The organism is Acinetobacter sp. AOR18_HL (assembly GCF_027855145.1).
Taxonomy (GTDB): Bacteria; Pseudomonadota; Gammaproteobacteria; order Pseudomonadales; family Moraxellaceae; genus Acinetobacter; species Acinetobacter pittii.
Genome location: NZ_JAKTIG010000082.1, coordinates 1 through 14,416, shown reverse-complemented (window position 1 = coordinate 14,416; position 14,416 = coordinate 1). Strand labels below are relative to the sequence as shown.

Here is a 14,416-nt window from a genome sequence, read left to right as displayed (position 1 = left end):
CTTATGCTGCTTCGACTGATTTAGCAAGCACTTCAGCCATTGCTATAGCAACAGTGTAAACATTGTTCATGTTTAAACCTGCTACACAAATACGGCCACTACGTACTAAGTAGATTGCATATTCTTCACGCAAGATATCAACCTGCTCAGCAGTTAGACCTGTGTAGCTAAACATACCTTTTTGGTTTACAAGGTAGCTAAAGTCACGGTCTGGTAACGCTTTAGTGAGTTCATCTTTCAAGATGCTACGCATTTTGATAATACGCTCACGCATCTCTTTCACTTCGCCTTGCCATTGTTGGTTAAGTTCAGCGTCATTTAACACTTCATCAACTAACCAAGCACCTGTTGTAGGAGGGCTAGAGTAAATACGGCGTACAGTCGCTTTTAACTGACCGAATGTGCACTGAGCAGCTTCTGCATCGTCACATACGAAAGTTAAGCCGCCAACGCGTTCGCCATATAAAGAGAAGATTTTAGAGAACGAGTTGCTCACAATGAAGTTTAGACCCGCTTGGTCTAAAGCACGGATTGCATACGCATCTTCTTCCATACCGTCACCAAAACCTTGGTAAGCGATGTCTAGGAATGGAATAAGGTTACGGTCTTTTAATACTGCAATTACTTGGTCCCATTGCGCTGGGTTTAAATCAGCACCCGTTGGGTTATGGCAGCATGGGTGCAACAACACAATGCTTTGCTCAGGCAAAGTTTTAAGTGTAGAAAGCATACCGTCAAAATCTACACCACGCGTTTCTGCATCGAAATATGGGTAGAAATGAGTTTTGATGCCAGCGCCATTGAAAATCGCAACGTGGTTATCCCAAGTTGGTTGGCTTACCCAAACGTCTGAATTTGGGAAATAAGTTTTTAAGAAATCTGCACCAACTTTTAATGCACCTGAACCACCAAGTGTTTGGATGGTTACAGCACGGCCAGCTTTAACTGCTGGGCTGTTTGCACCAAATAAAAGTGCTTGAATTGCTTCACGGTAAGGTTTGAAGCCTTCCATTGGCAAATAAAGTTTGGTTTTACCGTTCTTAGGCTCAATACGCTTTTGCGCCTCGATAATGGTCTCTAACTGAGGAACAATGCTGTCTTCGTTATAATAAAGACCAATACTCAAGTTTACTTTTTCAGAACGAGTATCAGCATTGAACTGTTCCATTAAAGAGAGAATTGGATCGCCTGCGTATGGGGGGATATGTTGAAACATCAAAAAAGTCCTTTCATTCAACAATATGCATAGTACTGGGTTTTTTCTGTCTCGAAAAATACGCCACAACTATGTCGATGCTCAATAATGTATCAATAAAGCTACCGTGAAGCACCTGATAATTTCACTAATATCGATATTTTCTGGATGAAAATGATAAAAAGATTTAAAAGAAATTACGGTAAATAGAAACTAATTTCTAACTCATGCTTTCATTCAAGCAGATTGTCTACAATCTTGCTGTAATACATTGGTTGTAGACTAAAGTTTGAAACAAAAGATTAGAGGCCGAAAAGCAACTAAAAAAGTGCCATAAATCTATAGGTAAATTAATATTAAGTAACTGTTTTATATATACTAATTGGAAAGTGGTTTAATGGTTTAAATATAAGGTGAGATAACAGGTCATACTATAAAAATTGACCTGATGCGTTCTGTAAAGTGTCAACAATCACCTTGATTTTTTTCATTCATACCGCTATAAAACTCATAATTGATTAAAAATTGTCGACAATATGCAAGATTTGACCTTCGCACCAGAGCCATTACAAAGTCAGGGAAGAACACTGACCGAGCATGTATTTAAACAAATACAGACGGCGATTGTTTTGGGTCAAATTCCGGCAGGCAGCAAGATTTCTGAGCCTGAACTGGCGCGCACTTACGGCATTAGTCGTGGGCCTTTGCGTGAAGCAATTCATCGCCTTGAAGGTCAACGTTTGGTTGAGCGCACAGCTCATGTGGGCGCGCGCGTGGTTTCGCTCTCACTGCAACAGTTTAAAGAGCTTTACCAAATTCGGGCTTCTTTAGAGGGTCTGGCTTGCAAACTTGCTGCACAGCATATTGATAAAAAGCAAATCTTGGCATTACGTGATGTATTGCGTATGCATGCTGAAGATGAAAACTTTAAAGCAGGTAAAGGATATTACTTGCAAGAAGGGCAGGACGATTTTCACTACTGCATTATCAAAAGTAGTGGCAATAAAACCCTAGAAAAAATGCTATGTGATGAGCTTTATCACCTCATCCGTATGTACCGAATTCAGTTTTCAAACACACCCGATCGTCCAAGCAAAGCTTGGGACGAACATATCCGTATTTTAGATGCGATTGCAGAAGGCGATGGTGAACTTGCCGAGCTGCTCATGCATCGACATATCAATGCTTCTTACAAAATTATTGAGCAAACACTGCTACAAGCACAAGGAGAACATAACAATGGCTAAACAATCCGCAGGTCAGCTATTTCGCGATGCCGTAGCCCAAGAAAAGCCATTACAAGTGGTTGGAACCATCAATGCCAATCATGCACTTTTGGCAAAACGTGCAGGTTATAAAGCGATTTACTTATCAGGTGGTGGTGTAGCAGCTGGTTCTTTAGGCTTACCTGATTTGGGAATCAGTAACCTTGATGATGTGTTGACCGATGTACGCCGTATTACTGATGTATGTGATCTTCCATTATTGGTCGATGCGGACACAGGCTTTGGTGCTTCTGCATTTAACATTGCACGTACTACAAAATCACTGATCAAGTTTGGTGCTGCGGCAATGCATATTGAAGACCAAGTGGGTGCAAAACGTTGTGGTCACCGTCCGAATAAAGCCATTGTGACTCAAGAAGAAATGGTTGACCGTATTAAAGCTGCGGTCGATGCGCGTGGTGATGACAGCTTCGTGATTATGGCGCGTACCGATGCGTTAGCGGTTGAAGGCTTACAAGCGGCAATTGACCGTGCGGGTGCCTACATTGAGGCAGGTGCAGACATGTTGTTCCCTGAAGCAATTACCGAGCTTGATATGTACAAGCAATTTGCTCAGAAGACAGGCGTACCAATTTTGGCAAATATTACCGAGTTTGGTTCTACACCATTGTTTACCACTGAAGAGTTAGCATCTGCTGATGTAAGCCTTGCGCTTTATCCGCTTTCTGCTTTCCGTGCTATGAACAAGGCAGCCGAAACTGTGTATGAAACCTTACGCAAAGAAGGTACACAAAAGAACGTGGTTGATATTATGCAAACACGTAAAGAGTTATATGAACGCATTAACTACTACGCGTTTGAAGACTACTTAGACAACGCATTTGCTAAAAAGAAATAAATAAGCCCTCTTTTAAAAGAAGGGGAAGCGATGGTCTTGGCTATCGTGAGGGCGGCATGGATGCCGCTACGTTGGACTGCGATATAGGGATATATCGTCAGACCAACAAGGATTTTTGCTTACTTTTCATCCGTGAAAAGTAAGGCGAACGGCAGGTTAATCCAAAAATTGGATGAGAACTCGGCAAGACGCTGTCGCGTTTTCACCCAAGTAAAAATTGAACAAACAACAAATTCTGGTTGATATAAAGGATGATTCTATGAGCTCAAATGAAACAACAACAGGCTTCAAACCAAAAAAATCAGTTGCACTAAGTGGACAAGTTGCAGGCAACACAGCACTTTGTACCGTAGGACGTAGTGGTAACGACTTGCACTATCGTGGCTATGACATTCTTGACCTTGCGGCAGGTAGCGAGTTTGAAGAAGTTGCTCACTTGCTCGTACATGGCAAATTACCAAACAAAGCTGAACTCAAAGCCTATAAAGCAAAATTAAAAGCGCTTCGTGGCTTACCAGCAGCGCTTAAAACAGCACTTGAACAATTACCACCGTCTGCACACCCAATGGACGTGATGCGTACAGGTGTTTCAGTGCTAGGTTGTTTAACACCAGAACACGAAGACCACAACGAAGCGGGCGCAAAAGACATTGCTGATAAATTAATGGCATGCCTAGGCTCAATGCTGCTTTATTGGTATCACTTCAGCAATAACGGTCGTCGTATTGAAGTTGAAACAGATGACGACTCAATTGCAGCGCATTTCTTACATTTGCTTCATGGCGAAAAACCATCTGAAGAATGGATTCAAGCAATGCATACCTCTCTTATTTTGTATGCTGAGCATGAGTTCAACGCATCTACATTTACCTCACGTGTGGTTGCAGGTACAGGTTCTGACATGTACTCGGCAATTACAGGCGGTATTGGTGCACTTCGCGGACCTAAGCACGGTGGTGCAAACGAAGTTGCATTCGTGATTCAACAACGTTACGACAACGCAGACGAAGCAGAAGCTGACATCCGTAAACGTGTTGAAAATAAAGAAGTTGTGATCGGTTTTGGTCACCCTGTCTATACAGTTTCTGACCCACGTAACGAAGTGATCAAGAAAGTTGCGCACGACTTGGCACAAGCGCAAGAAAACACCAAAATGTACCTCATCGCTGAGCGTTTAGAAGCAGTGATGAAAGAAGTGAAAAACATGTTCCCGAACCTCGACTGGTTCAGTGCGGTGAGCTATCACTTGATGGGTGTTCCAACTGCAATGTTTACACCGTTATTCGTAATTGCACGTACAGCAGGTTGGTCAGCGCACGTGATTGAACAACGCCAAGATGGCAAAATCATTCGTCCAAGCGCGAACTACACAGGCCCTGAAAACCTCGAATTTAAACCATTGGCGGAGCGTGGTTAATGAACACAAAATACCGTAAACCGCTGGCAGGAACCCAGCTTGAATATTACGACGTGCGTCAAGCCGTTGAAGATATTCAGCCAGGCGCATACGAAAAACTGCCTTACACCTCAAAAGTGCTCGCAGAGCAATTGGTACGCCGTGCCGATGCCGAGAATTTAACTGCCTATTTAACGCAGTTAATTGAACGCCGTCAGGACTTGGACTTTCCTTGGTATCCTGCGCGCGTGGTGTGTCATGACATTTTGGGTCAAACTGCATTGGTTGACCTTGCAGGCTTACGTGATGCGATTGCTGACAAAGGCGGTGACCCATCTAAAGTTAACCCAGTTGTGCCAACACAGCTCATTGTCGACCACTCTTTAGCAGTGGAATACGGTGGTGCTGACCCCGACGCTTTTGCAAAAAACCGTGCTGTTGAAGACCGCCGTAACGAAGACCGTTTCCACTTTATTGAGTGGACTAAAACTGCATTTAAAAATGTTGATGTGATCCCTGCGGGGAACGGCATTATGCACCAGATTAACCTAGAGAAAATGTCTCCGGTGATTCAGGCACGTGATGGCGTAGCATTCCCAGACACTTGCGTAGGTACAGACTCACACACACCACATACAGACGCTTTGGGCGTAATTTCTGTGGGTGTAGGTGGTTTAGAAGCTGAAAACGTAATGTTGGGCCGTGCATCTTGGATGCGTCTGCCAGACATTATTGGTGTTGAGTTTGTAGGTCAGCGTCAAGCAGGCATTACTGCAACAGATATCGTACTTGCCTTAACTGAGTTCTTACGTAAAGAGCGCGTAGTCGGTGCATACCTTGAGTTCTTTGGTGAAGGTGCTGACAGCATGTCTGTGGGCGACCGTGCCACCATTTCGAACATGACACCAGAATATGGCGCTACGGCTGCGATGTTCTACATTGACCAAAACACGATTGACTACTTACGCCTAACAGGCCGTGAAGATGCTCAAGTGGCATTGGTTGAACAGTACGCAAAAGAAATCGGCCTTTGGGCATCTGACATGACCAAAGCAGAGTACCCACGTGTACTACGTTTTGACCTATCGACAGTCACACGTAACATCGCGGGTCCATCAAACCCACATGCACGTGTTTCAACTGCGGACCTAAAAGAAAAAGGCATTGCAGGTGTTGTTGAAAACCGTTCTGATGGCTTAATGCCAGATGGTGCAATCATTATTGCTGCAATTACTTCGTGTACTAACACTTCTAACCCACGTAACACTGTGGCGGCAGGTTTGTTGGCACGTAAGGCAAATGAGCTTGGTTTGGTTCGTAAACCTTGGGTGAAATCATCATTTGCACCGGGTTCAAAAGCGGCTGCACTTTACCTCGAAGAAGCGGGTGTTCTAAAAGACTTAGAACAACTTGGTTTTGGTATTGTGGCTTACGCTTGTACAACGTGTAACGGTATGTCTGGTGCGTTAGATCCAGTCATTCAACAAGAAATTATTGACCGCGACTTGTACGCAACAGCAGTACTGTCTGGTAACCGTAACTTCGATGGCCGTATCCACCCTTATGCAAAACAAGCATTCTTGGCATCTCCACCGCTTGTTGTGGCGTATGCAATTGCAGGTACGATCCGTTTTGACATCGAAAAAGATGCGTTAGGTCATGACAAAGAAGGTAACCCGATTTACCTGAAAGACATTTGGCCATCTGATGCTGAAATTGATGCATTAGTAAAAGAAGCCGTGAAGCCTGAACAGTTCCGTAAAGTCTACATTCCAATGTTTGACTTGGGCGAAGTTGAACAAGCGAAGAGCCCACTTTACGATTGGCGTCCACAAAGTACTTACATCCGCCGTCCACCATATTGGGAAGGGGCGTTGGCTGCACCACGTACTTTAGCAAACATGCGTCCGCTTGCGATTTTAGGTGACAACATCACTACCGACCACTTGTCGCCTTCAAACGCGATTTTGATGGACTCGGCTGCGGGTGAATACCTTCACAAAATGGGCGTGCCAGAAGAAGACTTCAACTCATATGCAACGCACCGTGGTGACCACTTGACTGCACAACGTGCAACATTTGCCAACCCGAAACTGTATAACGAAATGGTGGTTCGCTCAGACGGCACCATTAAGCAAGGTTCAAAAGCGCGTGTAGAGCCAGAAGGCGAAGTGATGCGTATGTGGGAAGCAATTGAAACTTACATGAACCGCAAGCAACCGTTAATCATTATTGCGGGTGCTGACTATGGTCAGGGTTCAAGCCGTGACTGGGCTGCAAAAGGTGTCCGCCTTGCAGGTGTTGAAGCGATTGTGGCAGAAGGTTTTGAGCGTATTCACCGTACTAACTTGGTGGGTATGGGCGTGTTACCACTTGAGTTTAAACCGGGTGTAAACCGCAAAACTTTAAAACTAGATGGTACAGAGCTTTATAGCGTGATTGGTAATATTGCGCCGCGTTCGACTTTAACTTTAGTGATTGAACGTGCCACAGCGGATGGTAAAGAAGAGATTCTTGAAGTGCCTGTGACTTGCCGTTTAGATACAGAAGAAGAAGTTTCTGTATATGAAGCGGGCGGTGTATTACAGCGTTTTGCGCAAGACTTTTTAGAAGGCCAAGTGGCTTAATACTTTAGTTAAACATTATTGATATTGTTTATAAAAAGCCCTATTTTTAAATAGGGCTTTTTGCAGAAATTTATAATATATCTATTTAACTAATCATAGATAATGAACGAAAAAATTAATGCAAATTAAAATTTGACTTATAAGATAGAAGACTTACAGGTGATTGAAAATAAATGTAACAGGATAACACCTGATATGATTTTATTTTTTGATATGGATGGGACATTAGTGGATTCTGATTATGCTAATTTTTTAGCTTATCAACAAGCCATCTCATCAGTAATTAAATATGACATATGCTTGAGTTATAATTCTAATTGTAGATTAAATAGAAATAGTATAAAAGCTGCTTTACCGTCATTGTTAGAAACTGAATATCAGGAAATAATTCAAGAGAAAGAAAATATTTATCATCAGTTTTTAGATAAAAATAGATTATATATAGAGCAAGTCAATATACTCGTTGAGTATTCAAAATCTAATAAAATAATTTTAGTTACAAATAGCTATAGAGTTAGGGCTATGGGAATACTGAACTATTTTAACTTAACTAAATATTTTGATGAGATATTTTGTCAAGAATCAATAATTGAAAATAATCAATTTAATAAGTTTGAAAATGCTATTTTAAAATTAGGGGTATCACCAAAAAAAATTATAGTTTTTGAGAATGAAGAATCAGAAATTTTACTTGCTATAAAAGCAGGTATTGAAATTATTAATCCTAAAATGGTTATAGATTATGAAAAACTTTGAAATAGATGGTTCTGGTTGGCATACAGTTCCAGGGACTGCTTCTAGAAGACCTTGTGTTTTTTTGGAAAGTGAAATTATTGCTTTTTATCATGGGGATTATCATAGTGGTGGAGAATGGCAAAAGAGAGGAACTATAGCTAATTTGATTTGGACATTAAAAAATGATGCTCATCCTTTCCCACAGTATTTACCAAGTGCGATTCAAGCATTAAAAACAATTCTTAAACAAGATTTACCTGAAATATTGCGACAAGTTGGTAATGATAAGCAATTAACTATTTGCGTTATTCCAAGAGCGAAAAATGAACAAAATTATCGACAAGATCAATTGCACTTCAAAAGAACGGTTTCTGAAGTAGCAAATGAGTTGGATGGTTTTATCGATGGTACTTCATACATTATGAGAAACTTAAATACACAAACAACTCATTTAGAACGAGGACAAGGAGAGGGGGGGGATGGAAATTCACCTTATCCTGGGATTACGAATGATACGTGTACTATTTCAAGTGAAGTACGGGGTAAAGATATTCTACTTATAGATGATGTGTATACAAAGGATGTAGGAATAGATGAAGATGCAATACAAGCTTTGTTAAATCATGGCGCAAACTCTGTTATATTTTATTCTATTGGTAAAACATCAAAATAATGATGTTTAATTTGAGTATCGCAAAGTGAAATATACAAATAATGCTTTAAATATTTTAACGGCTTTATCTTATAAAGGAATAGGTAAAGCTTGGATTGTGAAAAAAATAAAGGGTAATGAAAGTGTTGAAACTATTGTTTCGTTTTTAAATGAAACGATTAAAGAAGTTACAGATATAGATGAGTTTGAGAGAAAACGGAAAGGATTTGAGACAACTATTCTTAATAAGTTTGAAAATTGTTGTGACGGATTTGTGGCCTTAGGAGATAAAGATTTTCCTCAATTTCGTGGAAATGTAAAAGAAGGTGAGCGCCCAGTTTTTCTTTTTTATAAAGGAGATATTCATTTACTAAACATCGAAAATAAGAATATTTCTGTTATTGGGCTTTTAAATCCAAAAGAAGATATTGAAGGTAGAGAACGAAAAATTGTAGATCAACTTGTTAAAAGTGGGGCGACGATAATAAGTGGCTTGGCCCTTGGCTGTGACAGCATTTCTCACAAACAGGCTCTAGATTCTAATGGTAAAACAGTTGCTATTCTACCAAGTCCATTGAGTAATATTCTTCCAGCAAAAAATAGAGATTTAGCTTTTCAAATAGTTGATAAAGGGGGGTTACTTGTTACCGAATACGGAAATGATTTTAAAAGTCCAATGGAATTAAGTAGTCGTTATAAAGAGCGAGACCGTTTGCAGGCGTTATTTTGTGACACAATTGTTTTAGCTGCAAGTTATTCTCAGGATTCTTCTAAACATTGGGAAAATTTATCTGGAAAAAAACTAGATAGTGGAGCTCGTTTAGCAATGAATTATGCAAAAGAATATAATATTCCGCGCGCTGTAATGTATGATAAAAAAATTGATATAAATAATCCGATGTTTGATTTGAATAGAAAAATTATTCAAGAACAAAAGGATACTATGGTAATAACGCAAGATAATTTACCGGAAATAGTCAAGAATATAATGAATAAAAAATTATCTATTACTAATAAAACTCTTGTTCAAAATCAACTGCTTTGATTCTTCTTTTATTATAATTATAGATACAATACATAGTGCTATAGAGCAGTACACTTATTAGAATATTTTTTATAAATAATAAATATATATCTTCTCTTCAAGATCATTCCAATAAAAAAAGCCCGACATCCTGTCGGGCTTTTTCGTATTTGGTTGCTAGATATGACTCCTGTCGTATCTCACGATCCTGATGCATGAACCTATTATTGTTGTTTTGTGTTCCGGAACATCCTGTTCCTGTATGAGTTCATATTAGAAAAAAAGCAGGAGGCAGCCAATCCGCTAAATCCCTAAATCTGTGTAAGATAAATCGTACAAATAACATTTTTTGCATTTATGCCATCATCATCGGGCGAAATGGACAATTGACATTCACTTTAAGTGGGTTATATTCCTGTTTAATATATATACGATTATAGGAATGTAATCATGGTAACAGCTGGCGAAAAACCCGGAACAGGCTTCTATTTCTGTGCTCAGTGCGGACACAGAGTGTTTTTAGAAATTAACACAGACCCTTTACCACCTTGCACGAAATGCTACTGCACGCAATTTAAACGTTAAGAATGAAATAATATTTGCGTTCGCATTTAACAAAAAGCCCTGTCACCTGATGGGGCTTTTTTGTTAATTTAAAAATAAGACTTACATAACAAGACCAGTGATGGGCATGAAAAGGAAACCGTTATGGAAACAATATTGGGTTTATGTATTGGCGTGGGGCTGAGCGCTGCCTGCGGTTTTCGGGTGTTTGTGCCGCTATTGGTCATGAGCATTGCCACCATGATGGGCTGGTTTGAGCCATCAAAAGGCTTTGAGTGGTTAGCTCTGCCATCGGTGTGTTTAGCTTTAGGTGTGGCAACGGTGTGTGAAGTTGCAGCTTACTATATTCCTTGGGTTGATAATGCCTTAGACACAGTCGCAACTCCTGCGGCGATGATTGCGGGTACATTAGCGACAATGGCGGTGAGTAGCGGAGAAATGTCTCAGTTTGCCAGTTGGGCGGCAGCGATTATTGTGGGCGGTGGTACGGCTGGTGTGGTGCAAATGAGTACCGTTGCTGCACGTGGTGTTTCAACTGCAACTACGGGTGGCTTGGGTAATTTTGTCGTTGCGACAGGTGAGTGGATTGGAGCGATCTTACTTTCGGTTTCGGCCATGTTAGTGCCTGCACTTGTTGCGGTAGTAGTGCTGATTGCGATTATTTTAGCGGTACGTTGGATCCGCCATAAAAAGCAAGAACAGGCGCATAGTCCTCTATAGGCTTAGCATAAACATATTTTTAAACAGCAATAAAAAAAGCCCAACATCCTGTTGGGCTTTTTCGTATTTGGGTACTAGATATGACTCCTGTCGTATCTCACGCTCCTGGTGCTTGAACCTATTATTGTTGTTTTATGTTCCGGAACATCCTGTTCCTGTATGAACTCATCATAGGAAAAAAGAAGGAAGTCGCCAATCCGCAAAATCCCTAAAAGTTTGTAGGATAAAACGTACATTGAAACATGGTGTGAGGCGTTTTGTAGTTACAGAGGGGGCTTACTTTTATACCTAATCATTTAAGATGTTGAGAAGTATAAGAGTTGCTATTGATAACAATATGTTATGTTTAAGTTTGGTTGTAAAAAGAACAATTTTATCGGGAGTAATCAATAAATGACCGTTATGTTGGTAAAACCTCATTTAAGGTTTAAAGAGAGCTATAACAACTATATTAATGAATTGGCAGATGAAGATCGTCACCCTTTGACAACGGAGTTTGACCATACAAATTTTGAATCATTTTTGAATAAACTGAGAGATTATGAAAATGGGGAATCCCTAGAAGAAGGGCATGTTCCCAACATTACATATTGGTTAGTAGAGGATAATGAAATTATTGGCGCGTCTAACTTGCGACTTAAACTCAATGAACAGATTGAATATTGTGGTGGACATATTGGTTTAGGTATTCGTCCTTCTAAACGTGGACAGAATTTTGGCTCGAAATTGTTAGAGCTTACAATTCAGGAGGCATGGAAGCTAGGCCTAACGGAGTTACATATACATTGTTATAAATCTAATTTAGCTTCTGCAAAAACTATTCAAGCAAACAATGGTCGTCTTGATTCCGAAATTACTCTCAACCAAGTAGTTCAAAGGTATGTTGTGCATAAAACAATATAAGAATTTTCTTTAAGTTGTTTTTAAATGAACATAAAAAAAGCCCGACATCCTGTCGAGCTTTTTCGTATTTGGTTGCTAGATATGACTCCTGTCGTATCTCACGCTCCTGGTGCATGAACCTATTATTGTTGTTTTGTGTTCCGGAACATCCTGTTCCTGTATGAGTTCATATTAGGAAAAAAGCAGGGTGTCGCCAATCCGCAAAATCCTTAAAAGCTTGTAGGAAAAAACGTACAAGATCGCTTTCGATATATATTATTTTGAATTCAACTTTAGGCCCCTGTGCCGCAACAGACTTTAATCTTTTGCGCTGATTTAAAGTAATAAACCATTGCAACACAGAGATAAAGAGCTAAGCCAAACGCTTAGCCCAGACTACTTTTGTCACACCGCTGCATGACGCTAAAGAAAGTAGGGGCAAAGTCCCGTGGGAGAACAGGACTTTGCAAACTGACATGTTTAAGCTGCTGCATGAGCTTAGGGGAGTAGGTTTGTTCAAGTCGCTGATAAATACATCCACAACTGGTCTTAGTGTGTCCACCCGACAGGCAAATTTTTTCAAACTCCTGCTGAGTATGTAAGTTACAACCCGAAATTCCCAAGCTCGCTACAACCAAACTTAAAGCCATAATAGATTTATAAATTGTCATATTATTCTCATAATGATTTATATCTATGAGTAGAATAAAAATATAATTTGTTTTAAGGCTTAAAATAATTTTTGGGTAATAGTTAATCCTCCAATGTATGTAGGAAAATAAAATAATTAAATTTTTAAAATAAAAATAATTTATAAATTTAAAAACTAGGCAATAAAAAACCTAAATTTTAAATAAATAAAATGATTAAGCAGGAGAGGGAATAAGTTTGAAAAGTGTCATGGTCAACTCCTTATAATTTATGGAGTCCTACCACCAGATTACCGCGAATTAATTTATGGTGGTAGAACGAAAGGGGGTTGACAGACTGGACTCGTAGAACCAGCACGCACGGGGCGTCCCCCTCCCGTCCTGAACTGCACCCCATAAGTTAGACTTTTAAAACTTATGAGGTGTGCTCTATGCCAATTCCGAAGCATTCAAAAGAGTTAAAATTAAAAGTCATTCAAGCTTATTTAGAGGGAAGTAAAGGATATAAAATCCTTTCACAAGAATTTAATGTAGATCTCCAAACCATCCGCTTATGGATTGAAAACTATAAGGCACAAGGTGAAGATGGCCTGAATGTTAAAACTAAAAAAACCTACTACTCTTCCGAATTTAAAATCAAGGCTGTACAAATGCTTCTTGATAAGATACCGGTAAGAGAAGTTAGAAGACGGTTAAATCTGAGCGGGACGTCAATTTTAAGAAGGTGGCTAGCTCAGTATCATAAAGAAGGGATTGCTGGGTTTAATACCACGAGGATTTATACCAATATGCTTAAACAAGATAAAACTAAAATAACCAAGTCTGTAAAAGATGACAAAGATAAATCTCAGCAGGAGCTCATTGATGAAGTGACCGCTTTACGAGCAGAGGTTGCCTTTTTAAAAAAGCTAAAAGCCTTAAAACTGAAGCAACGTACCTAAATTCAATTTCTACTGCAGACAGTGTTCAAGTTATTTCAGAATTAAGGCAAATTTATCCATTAAAGCTCTTACTCAGTATTGCCAAGATCGCTCGTAGTACTTATTTCTATCACATGAAAGCTGTACGCTCTAAGGATAAATATACTGAGTTAAAACAGCAGATCAAGTCCATATATCACAAGCATAAGGGATGCTATGGCTATCGTAGAATTACTCTTGCTCTGAAAAGTACAGGAATAATAATCAACCATAAATGTGTATATCGTCTTATGAAAACTATGGGACTTAAATCACGTATCAGAGCACTAAAATATCGCTCATATAAAAGTGGTTGTGTCGGGATGGTGGCCGATAACATTATGCAACGGCAATTTAAAGCGAACCGTCCCAACCAGAAATGGGCAACTGATGTGACGGAATTTAATGTTAACGGTGAAAAACTTTATCTATCACCAATTATAGATTTATTTAATGGGGAAATTATTACCTTCCGGATCCAACGTAAACTCAATTATGAGTTAGTGAAAGATATGCTCATTCATGCTTTAGCTAAACTTAAGCGACATGAGAAACCAATTCTCCATTCAGATCAAGGATGGCAATATCAAATGGCTCATTATCAACAGCAATTAAAGCAACATGGTTTAATTCAAAGTATGTCTCGTAAAGGAAATTGCTTAGATAATGCTGTAATAGAAAGCTTCTTTGGAATATTAAAATCGGAGTGCTTTCATGGTGAAAAATTTCAATCAACTGATGAGTTAGAGAAAACTATACGAGAGTACATTCATTATTATAATCATGAGAGAATCAAGGTGAAGCTACAAGGTTTATCCCCTGTACAATATAGAAACCAGTTTTTAAAAACTGCTTAACTAACTGTCCAACTTTATGGGGTCAGATCAT

14 protein-coding genes and 1 pseudogene are annotated in these 14,416 nt (G+C 39.6%); 12 read left to right on the top strand and 3 right to left on the bottom strand.

The window, feature by feature from the left end:
• Position 1: 1 nt before the first annotated feature.
• Both MKL51_RS19815 and MKL51_RS19810 read right to left on the bottom strand, forming a co-directional pair.
• Complete coding sequence (locus MKL51_RS19815; RefSeq protein WP_000486245.1) at positions 2 to 1,216, bottom strand: amino acid aminotransferase; 1,215 nt, start codon at positions 1,214 to 1,216, stop codon at positions 2 to 4.
• A 335-nt stretch (positions 1,217 to 1,551) separates the two neighbouring features.
• Positions 1,552 to 1,686: pseudogene (locus MKL51_RS19810) on the bottom strand (hypothetical protein).
• Between the two features lie 45 nt (positions 1,687 to 1,731).
• Between MKL51_RS19810 and MKL51_RS19805 the strand changes: the two are divergent.
• The 10 genes from MKL51_RS19805 (at position 1,732) to MKL51_RS19760 (ending at position 11,940) form a co-directional block, all read left to right on the top strand.
• A complete protein-coding gene (locus MKL51_RS19805; RefSeq protein ID WP_001153625.1) occupies positions 1,732 to 2,442 on the top strand; it encodes a GntR family transcriptional regulator in 711 nt (236 codons plus the stop codon).
• The gene (gene prpB, locus MKL51_RS19800; RefSeq protein ID WP_001118924.1) at positions 2,435 to 3,319 is read left to right on the top strand and encodes a methylisocitrate lyase; all 885 of its coding nucleotides are present in this window, start codon (positions 2,435 to 2,437) and stop codon (positions 3,317 to 3,319) included. Before MKL51_RS19805 ends, prpB begins: the two co-directional genes overlap by 8 nt.
• A 259-nt stretch (positions 3,320 to 3,578) precedes the next feature.
• Entirely contained in the window at positions 3,579 to 4,736 is a 1,158-nt protein-coding gene (gene prpC / locus MKL51_RS19795; RefSeq protein WP_017482342.1) for a bifunctional 2-methylcitrate synthase/citrate synthase, read from the top strand.
• A complete protein-coding gene (gene acnD, locus MKL51_RS19790) occupies positions 4,736 to 7,342 on the top strand; it encodes a Fe/S-dependent 2-methylisocitrate dehydratase AcnD (RefSeq protein WP_014208069.1) in 2,607 nt (868 codons plus the stop codon). The genes prpC and acnD overlap by 1 nt, the downstream gene beginning before the upstream one ends.
• Before the next feature lie 159 nt (positions 7,343 to 7,501).
• The gene (locus MKL51_RS19785) at positions 7,502 to 8,098 is read left to right on the top strand and encodes an HAD family hydrolase (protein WP_130127763.1); all 597 of its coding nucleotides are present in this window, start codon (positions 7,502 to 7,504) and stop codon (positions 8,096 to 8,098) included.
• Positions 8,085 to 8,750, top strand: a complete 666-nt coding sequence (locus MKL51_RS19780) for a phosphoribosyltransferase (protein WP_017482340.1) — start codon at positions 8,085 to 8,087, stop codon at positions 8,748 to 8,750. The genes MKL51_RS19785 and MKL51_RS19780 overlap by 14 nt, the downstream gene beginning before the upstream one ends.
• Before the next feature lie 25 nt (positions 8,751 to 8,775).
• The gene (locus MKL51_RS19775) at positions 8,776 to 9,774 is read left to right on the top strand and encodes a DNA-processing protein DprA (RefSeq protein ID WP_017482339.1); all 999 of its coding nucleotides are present in this window, start codon (positions 8,776 to 8,778) and stop codon (positions 9,772 to 9,774) included.
• A 429-nt stretch (positions 9,775 to 10,203) separates the two neighbouring features.
• Positions 10,204 to 10,338 (top strand): zinc ribbon-containing protein, encoded by a 135-nt coding sequence (locus MKL51_RS19770; RefSeq protein ID WP_001983336.1) that lies wholly within the window; start codon positions 10,204 to 10,206, stop codon positions 10,336 to 10,338.
• 123 nt (positions 10,339 to 10,461) lie between these two features.
• On the top strand, positions 10,462 to 11,037 hold the full coding sequence (locus MKL51_RS19765) for a DUF4126 domain-containing protein (protein ID WP_017482338.1): 576 nt from the start codon (positions 10,462 to 10,464) through the stop codon (positions 11,035 to 11,037).
• A 393-nt stretch (positions 11,038 to 11,430) separates the two neighbouring features.
• Positions 11,431 to 11,940 carry a GNAT family N-acetyltransferase gene (locus tag MKL51_RS19760; RefSeq protein WP_005079583.1) on the top strand — a complete coding sequence of 170 codons (510 nt, stop codon included), beginning with the start codon at positions 11,431 to 11,433 and terminating at the stop codon, positions 11,938 to 11,940.
• A 365-nt stretch (positions 11,941 to 12,305) separates the two neighbouring features.
• Here MKL51_RS19760 and MKL51_RS19755 read toward each other — a convergent pair whose 3' ends face one another.
• On the bottom strand, positions 12,306 to 12,590 hold the full coding sequence (locus tag MKL51_RS19755) for a hypothetical protein (protein ID WP_005079581.1): 285 nt from the start codon (positions 12,588 to 12,590) through the stop codon (positions 12,306 to 12,308).
• Positions 12,591 to 13,000: 410 nt separating this feature from the next.
• Between MKL51_RS19755 and MKL51_RS21075 the strand changes: the two genes are divergently transcribed.
• Complete coding sequence (locus MKL51_RS21075; RefSeq protein ID WP_002120495.1) at positions 13,001 to 13,510, top strand: helix-turn-helix domain-containing protein; 510 nt, start codon at positions 13,001 to 13,003, stop codon at positions 13,508 to 13,510.
• 5 nt (positions 13,511 to 13,515) lie between these two features.
• Positions 13,516 to 14,385 carry an IS3 family transposase gene (locus MKL51_RS21070; protein WP_106405999.1) on the top strand — a complete coding sequence of 290 codons (870 nt, stop codon included), beginning with the start codon at positions 13,516 to 13,518 and terminating at the stop codon, positions 14,383 to 14,385.
• The last annotated feature ends 31 nt before the right edge of the window (positions 14,386 to 14,416 follow it).